This is a genomic window from Indolivaga macrotermitis (genome assembly GCF_900128985.1).
GTDB lineage: Bacteria > Bacteroidota > Bacteroidia > Bacteroidales > Dysgonomonadaceae > Dysgonomonas_A > Dysgonomonas_A macrotermitis.
This window is the reverse complement of record NZ_FQUC01000005.1, coordinates 40,900-63,517: the sequence shown is the minus strand read 5'-3', so window position 1 is coordinate 63,517 and position 22,618 is coordinate 40,900. Positions and strand designations below refer to the sequence as shown.

Annotated in this window: 17 protein-coding genes; 11 read left to right on the top strand and 6 right to left on the bottom strand. The window is 35.1% G+C overall.

The genetic code is table 11. The features are described from left to right. Positions 1–242 precede the first annotated feature (242 nt). From BUC12_RS08480 to BUC12_RS08470, 3 genes are all read left to right on the top strand, one after another. Positions 243–833 carry a DUF4290 domain-containing protein gene (locus BUC12_RS08480; protein WP_062182555.1) on the top strand — a complete coding sequence of 197 codons (591 nt, stop codon included), beginning with the start codon at positions 243–245 and terminating at the stop codon, positions 831–833. 14 nt (positions 834–847) lie between these two features. Next, positions 848–1,363 (top strand): ribosome maturation factor RimM, encoded by a 516-nt coding sequence (gene rimM, locus BUC12_RS08475; protein ID WP_062182558.1) that lies wholly within the window; start codon positions 848–850, stop codon positions 1,361–1,363. A gap of 458 nt (positions 1,364–1,821) precedes the next feature. Then, positions 1,822–2,649, top strand: coding sequence for an energy transducer TonB (locus BUC12_RS08470; protein WP_062182561.1), 828 nt, complete (start codon positions 1,822–1,824; stop codon positions 2,647–2,649). Positions 2,650–2,724: 75 nt separating this feature from the next. Here the strand turns inward: BUC12_RS08470 and BUC12_RS08465 are convergent, their stop codons facing one another. The 5 genes from BUC12_RS08465 to BUC12_RS08445 all read right to left on the bottom strand — a co-directional run bounded on the left by BUC12_RS08465 (position 2,725) and on the right by BUC12_RS08445 (position 8,430). Further along, positions 2,725–3,126, bottom strand: coding sequence for an acyl-CoA thioesterase (locus BUC12_RS08465; protein ID WP_062182564.1), 402 nt, complete (start codon positions 3,124–3,126; stop codon positions 2,725–2,727). 138 nt (positions 3,127–3,264) lie between these two features. Next, a complete protein-coding gene (locus BUC12_RS08460) occupies positions 3,265–5,310 on the bottom strand; it encodes a TonB-dependent receptor plug domain-containing protein (protein WP_062182567.1) in 2,046 nt (681 codons plus the stop codon). Between the two features lie 97 nt (positions 5,311–5,407). Further along, positions 5,408–6,532, bottom strand: a complete 1,125-nt coding sequence (locus BUC12_RS08455; RefSeq protein ID WP_062182571.1) for a YARHG domain-containing protein — start codon at positions 6,530–6,532, stop codon at positions 5,408–5,410. Between the two features lie 249 nt (positions 6,533–6,781). Continuing rightward, positions 6,782–7,816, bottom strand: a complete 1,035-nt coding sequence (locus BUC12_RS08450) for an Acg family FMN-binding oxidoreductase (protein ID WP_139262036.1) — start codon at positions 7,814–7,816, stop codon at positions 6,782–6,784. Then, entirely contained in the window at positions 7,813–8,430 is a 618-nt protein-coding gene (locus tag BUC12_RS08445; RefSeq protein WP_062182575.1) for a TetR/AcrR family transcriptional regulator, read from the bottom strand. The genes BUC12_RS08450 and BUC12_RS08445 overlap by 4 nt, the downstream gene beginning before the upstream one ends. 166 nt (positions 8,431–8,596) lie before the next feature. Here BUC12_RS08445 and BUC12_RS08440 point away from each other — a divergent pair, with 166 nt between their 5' ends. The 5 genes from BUC12_RS08440 (at position 8,597) to BUC12_RS08420 (ending at position 15,448) form a co-directional block, all read left to right on the top strand. Further along, positions 8,597–9,118, top strand: a complete 522-nt coding sequence (locus BUC12_RS08440) for a hypothetical protein (protein WP_062182578.1) — start codon at positions 8,597–8,599, stop codon at positions 9,116–9,118. Beyond that, positions 9,115–12,465: an AAA domain-containing protein gene (locus BUC12_RS08435; RefSeq protein WP_062182580.1), complete on the top strand. Its 3,351-nt coding sequence runs from the start codon at positions 9,115–9,117 to the stop codon at positions 12,463–12,465. Before BUC12_RS08440 ends, BUC12_RS08435 begins: the two co-directional genes overlap by 4 nt. A gap of 691 nt (positions 12,466–13,156) precedes the next feature. Beyond that, positions 13,157–13,648, top strand: coding sequence for a helix-turn-helix domain-containing protein (locus BUC12_RS08430; RefSeq protein ID WP_062182583.1), 492 nt, complete (start codon positions 13,157–13,159; stop codon positions 13,646–13,648). Between the two features lie 115 nt (positions 13,649–13,763). Then, positions 13,764–14,549, top strand: a complete 786-nt coding sequence (locus BUC12_RS08425; RefSeq protein WP_062182586.1) for a dihydroorotate dehydrogenase electron transfer subunit — start codon at positions 13,764–13,766, stop codon at positions 14,547–14,549. Then, positions 14,537–15,448: a dihydroorotate dehydrogenase gene (locus tag BUC12_RS08420; RefSeq protein ID WP_062182589.1), complete on the top strand. Its 912-nt coding sequence runs from the start codon at positions 14,537–14,539 to the stop codon at positions 15,446–15,448. Before BUC12_RS08425 ends, BUC12_RS08420 begins: the two co-directional genes overlap by 13 nt. 69 nt (positions 15,449–15,517) lie before the next feature. Here BUC12_RS08420 and BUC12_RS08415 read toward each other — a convergent pair whose 3' ends face one another. Next, positions 15,518–16,138: a SagB/ThcOx family dehydrogenase gene (locus BUC12_RS08415; protein WP_062182592.1), complete on the bottom strand. Its 621-nt coding sequence runs from the start codon at positions 16,136–16,138 to the stop codon at positions 15,518–15,520. 172 nt (positions 16,139–16,310) lie between these two features. Here BUC12_RS08415 and BUC12_RS08410 point away from each other — a divergent pair, with 172 nt between their 5' ends. Genes BUC12_RS08410 through secA form a run of 3 tightly spaced genes read left to right on the top strand, consistent with a single transcriptional unit; the run spans position 16,311 to position 22,496 of the window. Then, on the top strand, positions 16,311–17,513 hold the full coding sequence (locus BUC12_RS08410) for a lipoprotein N-acyltransferase Lnb domain-containing protein (protein ID WP_062182615.1): 1,203 nt from the start codon (positions 16,311–16,313) through the stop codon (positions 17,511–17,513). A 40-nt stretch (positions 17,514–17,553) separates the two neighbouring features. Continuing rightward, the gene (locus BUC12_RS08405; protein ID WP_062182595.1) at positions 17,554–19,134 is read left to right on the top strand and encodes an alkaline phosphatase family protein; all 1,581 of its coding nucleotides are present in this window, start codon (positions 17,554–17,556) and stop codon (positions 19,132–19,134) included. Between the two features lie 56 nt (positions 19,135–19,190). Continuing rightward, entirely contained in the window at positions 19,191–22,496 is a 3,306-nt protein-coding gene (gene secA / locus BUC12_RS08400) for a preprotein translocase subunit SecA (RefSeq protein ID WP_062182598.1), read from the top strand. Positions 22,497–22,618 lie beyond the last annotated feature (122 nt).

Sequence of the window (22,618 nt, the reverse complement as noted above, 5' to 3'; positions counted from 1 at the left end):
GGTCAATTTTCAAGAAATCAGATAGAAAAAAGTATCTCATCACTGTATGAGATACTTTTTTTATTATCTTTGTCTCGCTAAAGAACTACTAATATAAGGTATCTCCGGCCCATAAACACTTATCAATGTCATAGTTTACTGAAAAATGATAATGATGCGAACTCTTATGAAGCATCTGGTATTTGTCGAAAGAATAATTAAGCTTTCATTTTAGACTTTTCTTTTTATTATATAAATTTTGCATGAATTATAATACGCAATTAAAGAAGTTAGCTCTTCCGGAATATGGAAGAAATATACAAAATATGGTCGATTTTTGCTTAACCATACCTGGCAAAGATGAACGTAAAAGATGTGCAAACAGTATCATTAATATAATGGGTAATCTGTTTCCACACTTACGTGATGTAAATGACTTCAAACATATACTATGGGATCATTTGGCTATAATGGCCGATTTCAAGTTGGATATAGACTATCCGTATGATATTATCAAAAAAGAGAATCTGTACTCAAAACCGGGTAAAGTTCCATATAGCCGTCCGACCATGCATTTTAAGCATTATGGAAAGACTCTTGAAAAACTGATAGGTATTGCGTCTGATTATCCCGAAGGTAAGGAAAGAGATCAGTTGATCTGGCTTGTTCTGAATCATATGAAAAAGACATATATACAGTGGAACAAAGATGTTGATGATGCTAAATTATTTGTTGACCTGTATGAACTATCAAATCGGAAAATAGACAAGCGTGATTCGGATATGAAACTAGCAGATATGAAAGATCTGAATCAACGTAAACCACAACAACAGCGTAATAATAAGAAAAAGTAAATTCCGACTGGTGTATGATTCGTGAAGACGAAGTATTCAAAATTGGAAAATTTGTAAAACCTCATGGTATTAAAGGCGAAATCTCATTTGCTTTTGATAATGATATATTTGATAAAGTAGATTGTCCTTATCTGATATGTTTGATTGATGGGATATTTGTTCCTTTTTTTGTTAAGGAATACCGGTTTAAAGGGTCTGATACAGCTCTTATTACGTTTGAAGACATAACTACAGATATAGAAGCAAAACGTTTCAATGGTTTAGATGTATATTTGCCCCGGAAATATTTTGACGAATCAGTCGAAGCAGAATACACTCTAGATTATTTTATCGGTTTTAATGTAATAGATGAAGCCAAGGGTGCAATAGGTGAAATTGTAGATATTGATGATTCAACTATTAACACATTGTTTTTATTAAATGACGAAAATGGGGTAGAGGTTATTATTCCGGCATCTGACGATTTTATAACCAATATTGATCCTGTGAAGAAAATATTATTCGTAGATCTTCCTGAAGGGTTATTATAATAACGATACATAAAAATAAAAAAGAGAATGATAGTATTAAAAACTATATTCTCTTTTCTTTTATTGAATACCACAAAACTAATCAAAACAAAAATCTCTCTTTTTTCTATCTCAATAGAATGTTCCAAGAGATTTTGAATATTACTAATAACCTAAAACTAATAACCAATTTGCAACCTTTTTACCTAATAGTTACACTAACCTTTAATCTTTCTCTGATACAAAAGTAGTACATATTTCTTTCCCTACCAAATATTTTATGCTTTATAACATGTTTTTTTAATTGCTTTTTTCAATACTCAAATTGAGCTAATTTATATTATCTAATATATAATCGGTAAATATCAATATTTCAGATATTTATAAAATAAATTTATTTTCCCGGAAATATTTATGGAATTCTTATTCAATATCTATCTATTAAGTAAAGAATAAATAAACCATTAACATTTACAATCATGGCACGAGAAATAAAACTAAACTCATCTGACTGGTGTGATCTTGTATTCGAAGGGAAAAACAAATCATATGGAGCATATGCTCTTCGGCAGTCTTCAACCAAAAGACATATTAGTGCATTTGTTATTATTGTACTCTTTGTCGGGTCCGTAGCTGTATTGCCTTCCTTCTTAAATATGGTAAAGGCAGCTAATCAAGATTTGGGTGGTATAGATACCCCTGTTACGCTTTCTGAACTTGAAATAGAAAAGAAAGTGGAAGAACCCGACGTTATTCGGCAAGAATTAGCTCCACCGCCGGTTGAAACCAGAGCAGCTATCCAGTTTACACCTCCGGTAATAGTTGAAACTGTTGATGAGAGCAGAGAGATGCGCACTCAGGAAGAGTTGAATTCAAATCCTAATCTTCAAATATCTATCGTTGATAATCTTGATGGATCGACAAGTAGAGATGCAGTTGCTCCTGAAGAACTAAGAGAGCATAGAGCTGTTGTCGATGAAGGACCGCAAACTCCATTTGTCAGTGTAGAACAAATGCCCAGATTTCCGGGAGGGGATACTGAATTAATGAAGTTTTTAGCTAATAATCTTAAGTATCCGGCTGTTGCAGCTGAAAACGATATCCAAGGTCGTGTAGTGATTCGCTTCGTAGTCGGCAAAGACGGCTCAGTGTCAGATATTACAGTATTAAGACCTCTTGATCCTTCATGCGATAGAGAAGCTGTACGAGTTATAAAATCGATGCCCAAATGGATAGCCGGAATGCAGAATGGACGTAATGTTCCTGTATATTATACATTACCTGTATTATTCAAATTACAGAAATAAAGGCAAATTCTGTAAACAAAAAAGGGAGTCTCATAAGAAAGAAACTCCCTTTTATTATTGAAGTAAGATATTCTTTTAAGATATATATTTGCTTAATACAACATCAAACTCATCGGGACGTGATGGTTTACCATTAATCAGACAAACAACTTCAACTTCAGCTTCCGAGCATAGTGCATTATCCGATACTCTGATAATCTGCTGATTAAAATAGTACCTGATTCCTTTCTTATGCAGGTTTACTGTACAGAGAAATTCATCTGACCCGACTAACGATCTTTTGTATTTAATTGTTATACTCGATACTATTGCATCAATACCTCTATTATGCATTTCTGTAAAACTTACTCCACATGTCTCGAGAAACTCATGACGTGTAACTTCGTAATAATGCTGATAGTTGGCATTATTCACAATACCTTGTGCATCCAGTTCGTAATCACGAACTTTCATCTTATATGTAAAAATTGGTTCCATATTCCGATTTTAGAGAATTAAGGTCTCATACCTTTTTATTGATTTTGTAAGTAAAACAACAATAATCAGTTATACTCCGAAAAACACTTGTTGTTACTTATTTACAAAAATATCAGTAATATCTTTATCCTACAAATTTTATTTGAGAGTATAGCTAATCCCCCCAATTAACCAAAATCCTGCTTGAGGAATATTACCTAAATCGAAGTACTTCTTATCGAATATATTATTTGCCGACATATTGAGAGTAAAATCTTTCAGCTTCCAATTTATCTGCACATCTAAGGTCGCAAATGCAGGGTAGGGTGTTTGTTGCGTAGGTTTCAGTATCTCGTATTTCAGATATGACCCCATACGTTTTTGCCACCTGAAATTCCAGTTTGCACTTATTCCCTTATATATAGGGTGATTCAACCCGGCTGTAAATTTATCTCTTAAGTAATTTAAAGTGTAATTGGATATCACTTCTCCTGCATCTTTCTTCTGATGCAGCCTTGTATATCCTAACTGCAGTATTGTTGAAGGATCTAAACCAGGAAATATTTCATGCAACGAAAATTTAGCACCGACTTCTATTCCTTGTTTGTCTATTTTAGTAATGTTTCTGGACTCCCATTTATCATCCGGATTATCCTTTATCCAATCAATAAGGTTCTTGCCTTCCATTATATATCCTGTTATATAGGCTCTGACAAAAGAGGTATTGTATTTGAACCCAAGCTCGAATGCCTCCGAATCTTCAGGCTTGATATTAGTATTACCTGTATGTGTTGCAGTTGTATAATACAAATCGGTAAAAGTAGGCATACGAGTTGCCTTATTCCACGAACTGTATACTTTCAGGCTGTTTGTCAATTGATAACTAATATTAACCGAAGGATAGAACTTGTATTTCCCCCTTATTGCAGTATTGTAATTCGTTAAAATACCTGCAGTCAAAGAGAATCGGTCTATTAATAGATTATGCTCCAGTGCATAACTGATATTAGTCCGGTTATCCGATTTTGTATATTTACCACTCGGGTTTTGCATCTCAAGCCCTAACACATTACTCAGGATACCTTCGTTACGAAACTCAGCGCCAAAACTGGTTATTCCTAATTTTGACCTGTATTGCAGATTTAAGTTTGATCCGTAAACATCCGTTTGATGGTAATTATGTCCGGTATACCATGACGGTATATCGGGAGTTCCATCTCTGTAAAGTTGGAAGCAATCGTTATGCCTGTTCCAATAGACTATGGGAATAAACTTCAGCTTAGTGCCGGTCTCTCCTTTAATTGAGGCAAAATAAGATTGCGTCTTATCATACTGATTAGGGTATTCAGGTGTATAGAATGTGTTTGCCCCGAATTGCTTATCATTATAACCCAATTGTATATCAATCTTAGATTTCTCTACATCGAACCGGGTCTGCCAGAGAAGGTTGAATATATCATAATCACTGTTATTGATATATCCGTCAGATGTCTTATAGCCTGCCGATAACCGTGTTGATACTACTTGGTTTTGATAAGCTCCGTTTGCTTCTATTCCTAGCAAATTGTGCCCTCCGGCTTCTACTTTTGCATAAGCCTTATGATCAGCATCTTTCTTTGTTATAATATTAATACCTCCCGAAAAAGCACTGGCGCCATAAATAATGGATGAAGGACCGTGAATGATTTCTATTCGCTCGATATCAGAGAGGTTGATAGGAATATCGAAACTGTAATGACCTGTTTGTGGATTGGAGAGGTTGACTCCGTTGAGTAGAATTGCTGTTTGATCAAATGATCCTCCGCGGATCGAGATGTCGGCTTGTACTCCGTGGCCGCCACGCTGTTGAACGTCTATGCCTGCTGCATAGTTTAATAGATCCTGAATACTTTGGACGGGAGCCCGCTCAATCTCTGCTCTGGAAATAACTGTCACCTGTTTTGGAACCTGATTCAGAGACAGCTCAACCCGTGAAGCTGTCACCGTAACTTCTTCCAGTTCTTTTTCCGCAATTTTCATTTGATCACCAGAGTCACTAGTTGTTTGAGCCGAAGTTTGCGTCGAATGTGCAAACGTCAGCATACACCCTGATATTACTCCAATGTTTACTACTTTGTGCATACTGTTAAATGCACTGTAAGCCCTTTTAGCAAACCGCTTGAAACGATAAGCTTTCAAAGACTCATTTGTCTTTCTTTTGTTCATAATAAATGTTTAATAAAATTAATACGCCCCAAAAGTAGTAATATTGACTCAGTTCATAAGTCTGAATAATCTTTTATTTATTAACAGAGGATAATCTTTACTGGCTCCAATATTGTACCCATTCCTTTTCACTATCTGATAATGAGTCGATTTCAGATCGATAAGATGCATCCGGATAATACCATATTTGTTTTTCATAATAATCCCTCAGTTCGGGTGTATAGAAAACGTATCCACGCCATGCAAACGGTAGATTTCTTAATATTTTCTTAGACATATCATCTGCTGCAGTCATACTGCCATCTTCAGACAAATACAGGTTTATGTTATAAGGGAGGTATTTATTCTTTTTATAATCAAAAGAATTACTATCAAAGAAGTCTCTGGGAGAATAGAAGTTCAACTCACCCTTAGGCTTAAAGTTTTTAGCTTGAAAAGTTAAGTATCCTTTTTGTATAAAAAACTGGGCTGTAGGCTCAAGGCTCAATGTATGTCTAGTTATATGCGATTTGCCTATTCCTAAAATAATCCATTCCGAAACATCTTTGAAAAAAGAAGGGTCAATATTCAACAGTTGTTTTTCACCCATATTAATATTCAATGTAAAATCATCTATTTGGTGATTTCCCCAACGCATCGCAGCCGAAAGAACATATCCGAACACATAATGAGATCCTACGAATGTCGAAAAATCGCACGTATAAGTATGCTTTATAATATTCAATCCTTTTTTGAAACTTGCATCAAAGTGATAAACATACCGGAACGCCCCGCATTCGCCACAGTCATCGACATCCGCTTCTATTTGTTGCTGTGTCAGAGTTCTGAATTTTCCGTTTTTATAATACAAACTGTCTCCCACAATAGCTATCTGATAAGGAAGAAAACGAGAGTTCATTTCTACAGTAAACTCATGTAAGTACGGATGATTTCCATTAACCGGTAATATCTGAGCGTCGCCCGATGGAGATGTAGCTTCAAAGCCGACTGTTATTGTCTTTTCTTCTCCCGGATTATAAAATTCATAATAAACGATCACTTCTGCTTGTTCGGGATTCTTGATGCTCCGGTTTATTGTCAGTATTTCTTTCTTTACCGAAATATCAGTTTCGAGCATAGGGATTAACTGGTTACCATCAATATAGAAACCGCCGTCATTTGCGACACTATTCGTTATTGTTATAAAAAATAAGAATATATAAGTTACGACTCTTTTTTGCATTTTATTTATTGTTTAAACTCTCAGGTCTCTCATTGATTTTGTAAAGAAAGCAAGTTTTAAATATACTATTTTCGAACGTTACAACAGTGACAATCTTATACAAACCGATGTATACTTTGTGTCACCTTTGTCACTTTTGGTTATTGTTGAAAATCAATACATAAAGTTGTATAAGGTGACAAAGGTGACACATAATTGCACATTTTTATTTTCTCTGTTTTTTCCACCATTTTATATATAGATAAAAGCTTATTTCAATATAACATCTTCAATGTTTTTTCGGGGAGAATATGGGGCTTTCGGAGCATATCCAATCCTTAAAAGCAGAGTAGGGTGTTGCCCTCTTATGAGGGGGACTTCTTTTTGCATTTCGTCCGACAATGATTTCACTTCACAAGGCTGGTTCAAGAAAGCATAAGCCAGGTTCAGCTCTGATATTTTCAATAAATATCTTTCGAGACTCCTCCCTAAATCGACCCATTGAATAAAAGTGTCATTCTCCGTTGTGAATAAAATGAAGTGCGAAGACGATTCTATCTTTCGAATATCCGACTTATTTTGCTTATCCGCTTTCAGATATGATTTTACGATAGGCCTAGATATTATTGCCGGCAATGACGGTGCACCCATTACCTTATAGGTCAATCCGGTCGGATTTTTTTCAACTTCCTTATTATTGAGCCTCATGTATCTTAATAATTCATCTTTAAACGCATCATCATTCATCTGGATCTCGTTTCCTCTGACAACGTATGATTTAAGGGTAGAAAACAAAGAGTCTTCTTTAGAAATAGTATATCTGTAAATACCTTCATGCAGTGTCTGATTTTCTAAAATAGATAAGATATCTTTCGGCACCACCTTTTCATCATATACATTACGGTTTGTTTGTCTCTTTGCAATTTGTAATGCCAGATCGTCTTTTTGTATATTATTAGATTTACCGAGTTCTATTGTTATAGTCTGAGTCTTATCATCGGTTTTTATGGTCGGATAATATCCCAAATGTGATGCCATAATGCACAGATTCTCGGTAGCTGCACCCAGACTTATGAATAATTCCCTGTTGTTCTTATCTACCACAGGTAAGGTATCAGCAAGATTTGGCAATATCTCGATAGAACTTTGGTTAACCTTGAAAAGCCATGGTTGTGTATTGTGCCCTGATGGAGCTTTAGTGGCAGCCTCTATCATAGCTTTGAAATCATTATTTACTTGTGCTTCCATTTTTCCTTGAATAATCGATAATGTTAAGATGCTAATATAAAGTAAAGTCTTTTTCATTTTTTATCCATTTGTTTGTCATACCATACATCTATAATCAGGTCTACACCTTTTGCTATTTGTTCCCAACCCGCTTCGCTTTGTAAATCGATGCCGTTATACATAGGGCAGTATTCACCCAATAAGCTCAGGTAAGTAATAGATGCACTTAATATCGTTGCCAAAGCGGCAACTTCCTCTTGAGGATGTTGTGCTAACTGGCTTATAATTGTGATCAGGGTAATGCCTTTAGCTTCGCGCTTCAGCCGGAGTTTTTCGATTACACTATTCTGGGTATTTAGTTCCCATCGGTGTAAACGTTGCATAAGTTTATCTTCTCTCATTTGTTTGATTTGCCCCCTGAACATGTTTTTAAGAAACCCCTTGAGATTGTCATCTTTCGGTAAATCTATCGAAAAACTTATCCAGAAGTCATTCTTAGAGAGATATTCGATAATCATATTATCTAATGACCCGAAATAGCGGTAAATAAGAATCTTCGACACCTGAGCTTCTGCCGCAACGGCATTAACTCCAATCTTTTCAAATCCATCCTTATTAATAACAATACCTACAGCATTCAGTAGCTTTTGTTTAGTGAATTCTTTATCTTTTTCATTATTAGATACTTCCATAGATATAGCATTGGTGTTACTTTGCGGTAACAAATATATGTTACTTATCGGTAACAGGCAAGTGTTTTTGTTATAATTTTGAGTAAATGGTGTTTTTAGTTAGGATAGAAAATAACTTTCGTTTATATTTGCGGTGGATTAACAAACTCTCACTAACACTTAAATTATGAGAAAAAGCAATTTTTTGTACATCGTATTAGTAGTAATAATAGGGATCGGATTTGCAGGTTGTACAACTAATAATGATTATGTGATAAAAAGCAATTTCGATTATGTAATGCCAACTATTACTAAAAATGGAAATTTCGAAGCACGTTCAACAATATACTTAAGGGATATACCGGGAATTAATCTTTCCCGCGAAGAGATTTTGGATTTATATCTGAAAAATGCCTGGATAAATATAAGTGGAGATATATCGAGAGGAGATGATATAAATATATATGACATTACAATAAACGGAACAACTCTTACTCTTGACTATTATGTAAATGTAGGTAATCCCGGATCCGGAGGTTTGGATATATCGAATGATAATGCATATATAAATTTCATGCATGATGCAATGATTTTACTAAATAACAGAGGTAATATTGATGTACGTATAAGAGGATATTCATACATGTCGGCAGGAAATTTATATATAACATTGTGTAATAATCTGGACGTAACACTCAGAGAACATTGAACAGAGAGAGGTATGAAGTAATAATAGACGAAATACAGCAAAACGATATTTCGAATATTTCACTTCGGGACAAATATACTTATCTGAAAAAGATACTTGAAAGAAACTGCAAAGAGCTTACTACAGGCGAAACTTTGCAGTTTCCTTCTTTATTTTCGCGCTTAGTATACCTCACACAAAAATATAATATAGCACCTTCCCTCGAATGGAAACTACAGAATATACGTGTTAAGTCAGCTTTTTTACAAAAAAATGAAAGTAATCTGGTATCTCCGGGTCAATATGACAAAGCGAAAGATGCCATTCGGGAATTTTTTTCTATAATCTATTTAAATCAGAAAACAACGACCCCGGAAGAAGATACACATTCCGAGACTCATGTTAATTCTTCTGTTAAATACCTGAGGGTACAAATTACAGACCTGGATCCGGAAGAAAAACTGATTATCGGTATTTGTGAAAATACCATTTCCGAGATTAATATTAAATATGGGGTAGAGAATATTAATGACACCTTTAATCCTACTATTGAAAGACTTTGGATAGGAGCACAACTAAATATTATAGATTCATATTTAGATAAGTCCGGGTATTATATACCCAAATATATTGTATTAGAACCCGACTATCTGATAGATGCATCGGCGATGGCCGAGTGCTTTCAAAACTATAGTAAATCATATCTGCACTATTTCAGGAAACGGTTCGAACCGCCTGTAAGTTCTCATTATATATTATTGGGTAATCTGGCAAACTTCTTTCTGGACGAACTTATTTTTGCCTCTCATCCTGATGAAGTGACATTCGACCAATGTTTCCTGAAAGCATTCAGAGATAAACCGTTCGAATTTACCAGCTGTAATGATATCAAACAGCCATCGGATTTCAGAGCTTTTATGAGTAAAGCACATACACAATTCGAGAATATTAAGCGCTGTATCAAAGAAGATTTTCCGGCTAACCATATAAATGTAAATGATTGTACTTTAGAACCGTCATTCTATTGCGAACAATACGGCTTTCAGGGAAGGTTAGACCTTTTGCAACTGGCTCAAAATAGTAGTGACACAACTAAGATTGTCGAGCTGAAATCGGGTGGGGTGCCTTTCCCTAAAAACGATCCGAGCAAAATAGCCGTAAATCATGAAGTGCAGACAGCAATATATCGGTTGATCATTAAAAGTGTCTTTGGCTTTGATGACCGGAAAATATCATCTGCAATATTGTACTCTGCAGCCGAAAACCGGGGCGAAAACCTTCGTCTGGCAGTCCCTTATCAAAAGCTCGAAAAGGAAATTATAAACTTGCGTAATCTGATAATTGCTACCGAACACGACATATATACAGGAGGAACAGGTGCTGTAGATCAGCTTTTCCTTAATATATGCAATCTGGATAATTACGGTAAAGTTCCGGATTTTTTTACTCAGCAAATAATTGAATTTGAAAAAACAATAAAAAACATATCCGAAACCGAACGTTTATATCTGTATCGATTTATAGCTTTTATAACCAGAGAATTATACATCCAAAAGATTGGAGATAATTACTTCGAGTCCAATTCATCAACTGCCAGTCTTTGGAATACCGAATATTTAGATCGCCTGGAGTCATTTGATCTTATACCGGATCTCGAAATTATTGATATCGATGATTCGAGCAGGGATATGAAAATTCTATTCAAACGAAGTGGAAATACAGACTTCGTCAATTTCAGGGAAGGGGAAGTCTGTATTTTATACCCTCATGAAAAAGATGAAGACTCAGCCTTAACCAATCAGATACTTAAAGGTACAATTGCTGAAATTTCGATAGACCATCTTTTATTGAGATTCAGATATAAACAGAAGAACAAAACATTTTTCAATAGTCATAAAAATTGGGTTGTGGAACATGACAGGCTTGATCATTCATATACAAATATGTATAAAAGCCTGTTCAGTTTCATAAAATCTCCAATTGATAAACGCCAATTATTACTAGGAGTCAAAGAACCACAATATTTTGAATCTAAATTCATTACACATGTAAACACTCCTCAGGAAGAAAAGCGGGAAATAGTTATACAGAAAGCAATCAATGCTAAAGATTACTTTCTTATTGTCGGTCCTCCCGGTACAGGTAAAACTTCTATTTTTGCCAGAAGACTGATCGAGTATTATTATAATAATACAACACAGAATATATTAATTATAGCCTATACCAATAGAGCTGTCGATGAATTATGTGAATCTATAAATCAGGCTTTTGGGCATGATAATCAAGAGTGTGATAAGTACATTCGTATTGGAACAGAACTATCATGTCACGAGAATTATCGACACCGTTTATTACAGAACATAGCATCCGAAGCAAAGAGTAGGGAAGAGCTACGAAAAACAATCCACACCCAACGTATATTTATAGGTACATTGGCGTCCGTAGTCGGGCGTCAGGAGATCTTCGATCTTAAACAATTTAATCTGGCAATTATTGATGAAGCTTCTCAAATACTCGAACCTCAAATTGTAGGTATCCTCCCAAAGGTCGACAAATTTATTATGATTGGTGATCATAAACAGCTATCGACAATCACACTTCAAGATGAAGAAAAGTCTAAAGTAGAAGATCAATTATTAAACATAATAAAATTATATAATTGTAGAGAATCTTTATTTGAAAGATTATTCAGGATAAATAAAGATAATAGGTGGGAGCATGCATATGACACCTTAGTATATCAAGGTAGAATGCATAATGATTTAATGGAATTTCCAAATTTTCATTTTTATGAAGATCAACTGAAGATCGCTAATAACTGGCAGTCGGAAAACCTTTCGGAAATTATTTTACCTGAAGAAAATCTGAATACTTACCAGAATATAATTTCTTCTAAACGCCGATACTTTTTCAATTGCTCTGAAATATTCAATTCTCAGAGCGATAAGATAAATTACGCCGAAGCCGAAATTATTACTGATTTAGCAAAGGCCATTCTCAACATATATAATATAAATCAGAAAAGATTCGATCCAGAAAAAACCATAGGAATTATTACTCCATATAGGAATCAGATTGCATTAATAAAGCACAAACTCAAAGAAACCCAAATTCCAGAACTTCAAAATATAATGATTGATACGGTTGAACGGTTTCAAGGAAGTCAACGGGATATAATACTTTTGTCTTTCTGTATGAATAGACCATATCAATTGGATTTTTTTTCCAACCTAAATTCAGAAAAAACTGTAGATAGAAAATTGAATGTAGCAATAACCAGGGCTAGATCTCAGTTTTTTGCTGTCGGAAATGAATATATTCTATCTCAAAATCCTATATATAGAAAGTTTCTGGATTTTCTTGGCTAGAAAATATATACACAAATTTTATATCCTAAGTATTTAGTTTTCAATTATAAATACTATATAATATTCATGTTTAACTTCTTGAGATTATAACATTAGTCAAATCCAACAAATTTGATACAGATATTAGTATCCCTATAATAAAGGTGATTTCATGTAAATATATACAAATATACAAAAGTTAAAACTAGAACAAAAGTAAACACGATCATGCTTTTTTGTATACATTATATGCAATTTACAATAGTTACACAAGATTAATATTTTACAAAAATATCAAATAAACAAAAATATATACTAACTAATTCTATGCTAGAATAGATAAAAATGAGCATATAAAAAGTATAATATATACCTATTTATCAATAAATTATATTAATAATATATAGTATTAGTTTAACATAAACCACGTAAAAGGATACGCATAGCTATTATATAAATTCACATCACATGATATATGTAAATAAGTATATTATTATGTGATTATTATATCAATAATCAAAATTTAAACTTTAATACTCCAAAACTTTATTTCCAAATGTATATACTTAGTTATATTTACATCAATACATTTGTCATCTTTCTCTGAGACAAATGTAAATCGATATTATTTATTTTTGTTGATTTTTTGTTTTACATTTGTAGTATACTTATGTAAAGGGCATCTATATTCTATATAATAGATAAAATTTGTATGAAAGACAGGATCAAATTAATTATGGATTCGGAAAATATGAATCCTGCTCGTTTTGCTGATACATTAGAGATAGGCCGGGCTGTTGTTTCACATATTCTTAATGGACGTAATAACCCTAGTTTAGATGTTATTACGCGGATTCTGATCAAAATGCCTAATATTAATAGTGAATGGTTATTAACCGGAATTGGGCCAATGTACAAAGATGCAGATATGCCTGAAATTAATAAAGAAGAGCATAAGCGAACAATATCTTCTCCATCTCTACCTGACTTATTTGCTGTATTGCCTAATGAGGGTTCTGTAAATACGACCAATGGCTCGGATAAAAATAAATATCAAAAGGAGAAAGAGTTAGTAGAGCCCGAAAATATACTTAAAGAAGTTGTTAATGAGCGAATTATATATAAAGAAGCAAAGGAGAAAAAAATCAAGCAGATAATTATATATTATACAGACAGTACCTTTGAAACATTCGATTCTCATTAAAACCGGAAGTATTGTTTAAAAATAGCTCCCCTGAGATAATTTATCTGTAAAAACCACAAGTTTTACTTAACTTTGTACGATAGCTTTTATATTAAAACTTAAGTGGTTTGATTGCATGAAAAAAATGCTTGATTTGATTGTAACTGATAATAGCCAGCTCAATCAGTCTTATTGTCTTTTAAAATTATCAACTACGAATAGTAGTCCTTTGCCGGAAATGTTTCCCGGCCAATTTGTTGAAGTACATGTTACTGATTCACCAACTACTTTTTTACGGCGTCCTATTTCGGTAAATTTTATCGATAAAGAAAAAAACGAACTTTGGTTATTAGTTCAGGCTATTGGCGATGGTACTCGCCGAATGGCAACATATAAAAAAGGCGACCTTGTAAATCTTCTTCTTCCATTAGGTAATTCGTTTACACCTCCGGAATCTTCTGATAAAAAAGATCGGGTTTTACTTGTTGGTGGTGGTGTCGGCACTGCTCCTATGTTATACTGGGGATCTATCCTCAAAGAAGAAGGATATTCTCCTGTTTTCTTATTAGGTGCACGTTCTTCTAAAGATTTGTTACAGCTAGATGAATTTGCGAAATACGGTGATGTATATACTACTACAGAAGATGGTTCGCATGGCGAAAAAGGATTTGTTACCAATCACTCAATATTAGAACTGCCTGATTTTAAGCAAATATATACATGTGGACCTAAGCCTATGATGATGGCTATAGCTAATTATGCTCATAAACACGGGATTACCTGCGAAGTATCTCTTGAAAATACTATGGCTTGCGGCTTTGGTGTTTGCTTATGTTGTATTGAAAACACTACACGAGGCAATGTTTGCGTCTGTACAGAAGGTCCGGTATTTAATATAAAAGACTTGAAATGGATAAATTAAATATACAAATAGGTAACCTGGCTCTTAAAAACCCGGTTATGACTGCCTCCGGTACCTTTGGCTATGGCAAAGAGTATACTGATTTTATTGATCTGGGTAAATTAGGAGGGATTTGTGTAAAGGGGACGACTCTGCATGATCGTCAGGGAAATGCGTATCCTCGTATGGCGGAAACACCGGCAGGTATGCTCAATGCTGTCGGATTGCAAAATAAAGGTGTAGACTATTTTGTTTCTAATATCTACCCTGAGATTAAAGACTTTGATACACATATAATTGTAAATGTATCTGGTTCTACTATAGAAGATTATGCCGAATGCGCTGCACGACTGTCCGACCTTGATAAAATTCCGGGTATAGAACTAAATATATCGTGTCCTAATGTAAAAGAAGGCGGTATGGCTTTCGGTACATCGGCCTGCTCTGCTGCAGATGTGGTAAGAGCTGTCCGCAAAGTGTACAACAAAACCTTGATTGTTAAGCTATCTCCCAATGTCACTGATATTACCGAAATTGCACGTGCTGCCGAAGCAGAGGGTGCCGATTCTTTATCTTTGATCAATACTCTTTTAGGTATGGCGATCGATATAAACAAGCGCAAACCTGTTTTATCGACTGTTACAGGTGGATTATCAGGTCCTTGTGTGAAGCCTGTTGCCTTACGAATGGTATGGCAGACATACAATGCTGTTAAAATTCCAATAATAGGTATGGGAGGCATATCTTCATGGCAAGATGCTATCGAGTTTATCCTTGCCGGGTCTAGTGCAATACAGATCGGAACATATAATTTTATAGACCCTACTATTTCAGAAAAAGTGGTAAATGGTATACAGGAATATCTTGATAATCACAATATTGCTCATATAAAAGATTTGATCGGAGCTTTGGAAGTGTAAAGAAACCAATTGTAAATAAAAAAGGCGGAAAATATTCTTTTCCGCCTTTCATTATTTTCTATACTTCTATTATTGAACAGGACTTATTGCCTGTACTAAAGTAATTTCTTGTTTATCAGATAATTTTAAAACAACAGGTAACTGCTTTCTATCGAAAGAAGCTCTGGCTACAGTACCTAATCCTTCAGATGCACAGAATAGATATACATTCTGAGATATAAAACCTGTATCGATTAAAACTCCGTCCCTTCCGGCTTTACTTTTTTCCAGATTAGCTACATAAACCAAATGAAGCGCCACATCTTTAACATAAGGTTGCCTGTTCATAGCTAAGTAATCTTTAAAGCTTCCTGCCGCAATAAGGGTCAATGTATTCGCTTTGGCGTCATACAGATAAGCTCCATCTCTAAGAAGTACATAGATATCAAACTCCTGCGCATTACTGGCTGAAGGTACTGTACGTTTGTCAGCTCTATTAAAGCCGTAAGCAGCCCATAATAAGTTAGATAAAGTCTGATTATCAAGATCTTTATCGATAAATCCTTCATGATATGATTTACGCTCATTCAAAGCATCCATAAGAGGCTTTCCTCCGGTTTTTACTGGTATAGGAAGGTTTATAACTTCTTGCTGTGAATAAGCAAATAATGCACAAGAAAACAGACAGATAGCAATTAATAATTGTTTCATATTTCTTTTGTTTTTAAATTTTCCTTATACAAAAATACACGTTTTAGATTTTAAAACATCAAAAATGTAACATTTTGATATTTTTTCACTTTTGCTTTAAATTTATTATTACATTTGAATATTATTCGATACAGGTAGATTTCAAATAACATACTATATTACAATGGTATACATGAGTAAAAAATTATTATATTCTTTCATTCTTCTATTATTTACGATATCTATATCCGGTCAAAATATTCAATTATCAGATTCTGCCAAAGTTAGTTTATTAACAAATACACCTTGGGATCAGGAAGTATATGCTCTTTTCGGACATACTGCCATACGGATCGAAGACCCACAAAATTCGCTGGATGTTGTCTTTAACTATGGTATATTTGATTTCGACAGTCCCAACTTTATGTACCGGTTTGTCAAAGGAGAAACCGATTATATGGTTGCCGGATATCCTTTTAGCCAGTATTTATCGAGCTACAAAAGTCGTGGAATAGGAATTACCGAACAGGTATTGAATCTGAATCAAAATGAAAAGCAAAATATTTTTGATGCTTTAGTTATAAATGCACTACCTGAAAACAGAATCTATCGGTATAATTATTTCTATGATAACTGTTCGACCCGTCCCAGAGATATTATTGAGAGTAATATAGATGGAAAGGTGCGATATTACCCCAGAGAGATCAAAAGAATTGAATCTTACAGGTACTTTGTCCATAATTGTGTATCTGCCCAACCATGGGTCAAATTCGGTATCGATCTGGTTATAGGTGCAGATGCAGATAAAGATCTTACAGAGAAACAAAAAGATTTTCTTCCGGCTAATTTATTACGTTCATACAAAGAAGCGATAATAGAAGGAGACAGTATACGTCAGCGTCAATTGGTTTCAGAAGAAAGACGATTATCTGAACAGGTATCTACCACGCAATCAAAAGAATCCGGTTTCTTATCACCTCTTGTTGTTGGATGTATACTTTTAGTTATAAGCATCTTAATATCATATACCCAAATAAGAAAATCTTCGGATTTGTTACCCCGTATCTTCGATTTTTTATTATTCTTTACAGCAGGTCTGGCCGGAAGTATAATATTCTTTTTGATGTTCTTCTCGGTACACCCTTGCACCAGTCCAAACTGGAATTTAGTGTGGTTGAATCCGATCCAGGTTATAGCCGCAATTTTCTTTTTAATAAAATACTCTTCAAAGTATGTCTACTACTATCATTTTATTAACTTTGCAGTTTTAATATTGTTTCTTTTGGCGTGGTTTTTGATACCACAACGATTAGAAATAGCATTTCTTCCTTATGTTTTGGCTTTATGCGTCAGATCAGGAGTCATTGCAAAACGGAAGAAACATTTAATTTATTAATACTCAAAACCTTTACTACAGTAAAGGAACAAATATATAGATGATAAGAATAATCACATCACTTGTAGCTGTACTTACAGTTACATCTATACAATCCCAAACAACTTTAAAGGATACTCCGAAGTTGGTTATTGGTATTACAATAGATCAGTTACGTGGCGATTATCTGGAGCTTTTCAATCAATCATTTTCAGAAAAAGGATTTAAAAGGCTTCTTTCCGAAGGGCTTGTATATTCAAATGTTTCATTTGACTTTCCTAATATAAATGCCGCCTCTTCATTGGCCACCATATATACAGGTACCAACCCGTTTTATCACGGTATTATAGGTAAAACAAAATTTTCATCGGATAAAAATACTGAATCACCCATATTTGAAGATAATTCATTCTTAGGCAATTACACTAAAGAAAAATTATCTCCGGCAGCATTGCGTGTATCTACTTTTGTAGATGAATTAAAAGCTGCTTCGTCAGGTTATTCACAGGCATATTCTTTTGCTCCTAATTCTTTTCAGGCATTAATTACTGGAGGACATCAGGCTAACGGAGTTTATTGGCTGGAGGATTTTACCGGAAAATGGGCAACATCAACATATTACAAAGATTTCCATTGGACAGTTGACTTTCAAAATAGGAATAATTTATATTCCAATCAGTTGGAAAGCATCAGATGGCAGATTCTTCTTAGTGCCGACCGCTATAACAGATTTCCATACAGTAGCGAATTCAGATATCTTGATTATGCGTGGAAACAAAATACACCCAGTGCTTATAGCCAGCTCAAAGAAACTCCTTTAGCAAATGAGAATATTACACAAACTGCTATACAGCTGATGCTAAAAACGGATATGGGAAAACATTCCTATCCCGATTTTTTAGCAATAAATTATTATGCAGGTAATTACACTCCGGCTAAAGCAGGTGATTATTCAATTGAGCAGCAAGATATTTATGCCCGTCTAGATAAAGATATAGCTACATTACTCGACGAAGTAGAAAAAAATATCGGCTTAAGCAATACTCTTATATTTATCACATCTACAGGATATTACAATTCTGATTATTCGGATGATACTGTAAAGCAATCAGGCGTATTTTATACTAATCGCTGTGAGGCTTTACTGAATATGTACCTGATGGCTATTTATGGTAAAGAACAATGGGTGGAAAAGTATTATGATCAACAGATTTACCTGAACAGAAAACTGATTGAAAGTAAAAATATTAACCTGGTTGAGATTCAGGATAAAGCAGCCGAATTTGTCGTGCAATTCACAGGTGTACAAGATGCTACAACTTCGATCAAATTATTGAGCGGTGAAGCAAATGCCAATATGGCAGCCTATCGCGATATGCTTAGCAAAGAGTTGTCAGGCGATATTATTCTTGAAATACAACCGGGATATCAGATTATAGATGAAAAAAGCTCTGTTCAAACGAATAAGGTTCAACGGGAAGATGCAGTCATTTCTCCCGTTATATTCTTTGGTTATGGCATAAAACCTGAAAAAATAAAACGGACTATTAAAGCTACCGAAATAGCTCCGACAATCTCTAAAGTATTGCGTATCCGCTCTCCGAATGCGGCAAAAGATCAACCTTTAGAAGAATTTATGTAAATTCGTTCCGTTTTTTTAATCTATTACAAAAGAGAAAATAATAACAAACTAATAATATGGGATTTAATGACATTTTATCCAAAATTTTTGGAAATAAGGCGAGCCGCGATGCGAAGCAAATAAATCCGTATGTCGAGAAAATAAAAGCGGCATACCCAGCTATCGAAGCTCTTTCAAATGATGAACTAAGGGCTAAAACAGTTCAGTTGAAACAAACGATCAACGATTATGTAGCTGAAGAACGCAATAAAATATCTGAACTGAAAAATGGTATCGAAGATATTGATATCGATCAGAGAGAAGAAATTTGGGCTCAAATAGATAAACTAGAGAAAGATATTACCGAAAAACTTGAGGTTATTTTAGAACAAGTAATGCCTGAAGCTTTTTCGATAGTAAAAGATACAGCCCGGAGATTTACTCAAAATGAAGAAATTGTTGTTACAGCTACCGATTTTGACCGTCAATTAGCTGAAACAAAAGATTTTGTTCGTATCGAAGGCGATAAAGCAATCTATCAGAATCACTGGGTTGCCGGAGGTAACGAAATCGTTTGGGATATGATCCACTACGATGTTCAGCTATTTGGAGGGGTTGTCCTTCATAAAGGAAAAATTGCTGAGATGGCGACAGGGGAAGGTAAAACTCTTGTAGGTACATTGCCTGTATTCCTGAACGCCCTTACCGGAAACGGTGTACATGTGGTAACTGTCAACGACTATCTGGCCAGACGTGACTCTGAGTGGATGGGGCCATTATATATGTTTAACGGGCTATCTGTTGAATGTATCGATAATTATCAACCTAACTCCGAAGGAAGACGTAAAGCTTATCAGGCTGATATCACTTTCGGAACAAACAATGAATTCGGGTTTGACTATCTTCGTGATAATATGGCTGTAAGCCCTGCCGATCTTGTACAACGCAAACATAACTACGCTATTGTCGACGAGGTTGACTCGGTATTGATTGATGATGCCCGTACACCTTTGATCATTTCGGGACCTATCCCCAGAGGCGAAATTCAAATGTTTGATGAATTCCGTCCTCGTGTCGAAATTATAGTAAAAGCACAAAGAGACTTATGTACCAAACTGCTGGCTGAAGCGAAGTCTAAAATGGCTTCTTCAGACTCTAAAGTACAGGAAGAAGGTGCTCTACTTCTATACAGATCTTTCAAAGGATTACCTAAGAATAAGCCTCTTATCAAGTTTTTAAGTGAGCCCGGTGTAAAATCTGCGATGCTTAAGACCGAAGAGCATTATATGGCTGAACAAATGCGTAATATGCATATTGTTACAGATGATTTGTATTTTGTTATTGATGAAAAAAATAACAGTATCGAATTAACAGACAAAGGTATAGACTTATTATCCGGAAACTCTGAAGATCCACAGTTCTTCGTCTTGCCGGATATTGGAGCATTAATGGCTGAAATCGAGACATCACCTTCTTCTGACGAAGAAAAGGCAGAGAAGAAAGATGAACTGATGCAAAACTATTCTGTAAAATCAGAACGCTTGCATACAGTTAACCAATTACTTAAAGCTTACACTCTTTTCGAAAAAGACGATGAGTATGTAGTAATGGATAACAAAGTAATGATTGTAGATGAGCAAACCGGACGTATTATGGACGGGCGTCGTTATTCAGATGGATTACATCAGGCTATCGAAGCAAAAGAGCGCGTTAAAGTAGAAGCTGCTACCCAAACATTCGCAACTATTACATTACAAAACTACTTCCGTATGTACAACAAGTTGTCGGGTATGACCGGTACAGCCGAAACGGAAGCAGGAGAACTTTGGGATATCTACAAGTTGGATGTGGTTGTAATTCCTACCAATCGTGCAATAGCGCGTAAGGATATGAATGACCGCATTTATAAAACAAAACGTGAAAAATACGCAGCGGTTATTAATGAGGTAGAAGACCTTATTTCGCAAGGACGTCCGGTACTTGTAGGTACAACATCTGTTGAAATATCAGAATTGTTAAGTAGAATGCTTACTCAACGTAAGATCAAACATAATGTACTGAATGCCAAATTACACCAGAAAGAAGCTGAAATTGTGGCTCTTGCTGGTCAAACCGGAATGGTAACTATTGCTACAAATATGGCCGGTCGTGGTACTGACATTAAGCTATCGCCGGAAGTTAAAGCTGCCGGAGGTTTGGCTATCATAGGTACAGAAAGACACGAATCTCGTCGTGTTGACCGTCAGCTACGTGGACGTGCAGGACGTCAGGGAGACCCTGGATCGTCTGTATTCTTTGTTTCGCTTGAAGACCAGTTGATGCGTCTGTTTGCTACAGAACGTATTGCCGGATTGATGGATAAGATGGGATTCAAAGAAGGAGAAGTTCTTGAACACAATATGCTGAGTAAGTCAGTTGAAAGAGCTCAGAAGAAAGTCGAAGAAAACAACTTCGGTATCCGTAAGCGTTTGCTCGAATACGATGATGTGATGAATTCACAACGTGAAGTGATTTACAAACGTCGTCGTCATGCATTGATGGGAGAACGTATCGGAATTGATATTATGAATATGCTTTATGATTCTGCCGTTGCAATTACAGACCAATATGCAGACGCTCAGGATTATGAAGGTTTGAAAATTGAGCTGTTGAGAATTTTGGCTATCGAATGTCCATTTGACGAAGCTGAATTCAAGTCTATGAAACCTGAAAAAGCCGGCGACATAGTATATGACTCTGCTGTTAAGAATTTCAAGCAAAGAATGGACAGGCTGGCAGAAATTGCTAATCCGGTAATAAAAGATGTATATGAAAATCAGGGGCATAGTTTTGAAAATATACTAATCCCAATAACTGATGGAAAACGTATATTCAACATTACCTGTAATCTGAAAGAAGCTTACGAAACAGGCTCTAAAGGCGTAATCAAATCTTTTGAGAAATCGATATTACTTCATACAATCGATGAACAATGGAAAGAGCATCTTCGTGAGATGGATGAATTACGACATTCTGTTCAGAATGCCAGCTATGAGCAAAAAGATCCGCTTTTGATATATAAACTGGAATCGTTCAGCTTATTTAAAACAATGGTTGACACAATCAACAAGAAAGCTGTTGCTATCTTGATGAGAGGCCAAATACCTGTTCGTCAGCCGGAAGAAGTAAGAGAAGCTGCTCCTGAAGAGAAAACAGATTACAGCAAATATAAAACTCAGAAGGACGATGCTGATACGGACAACAAAAAGCCTGAACAAAGACAGGAAGAAAGTAAGCCTAAACAAGCTCCGGTAAGGGTTGAAAAGAAATTAGGACGAAATGATCCTTGTTTCTGCGGAAGTGGTAAGAAGTATAAAAACTGTCATGGAAAAGATGAATTCTAAGACATATCAGCCATAAAACAACTAAACAGCTCTATATTGTTTGATATCAAATAAGTAGAGCTGTTTTTTTATGCTATTTTTTCATGTATTCAAACCATTAGTTTGTCCTGAAATATTTCCAA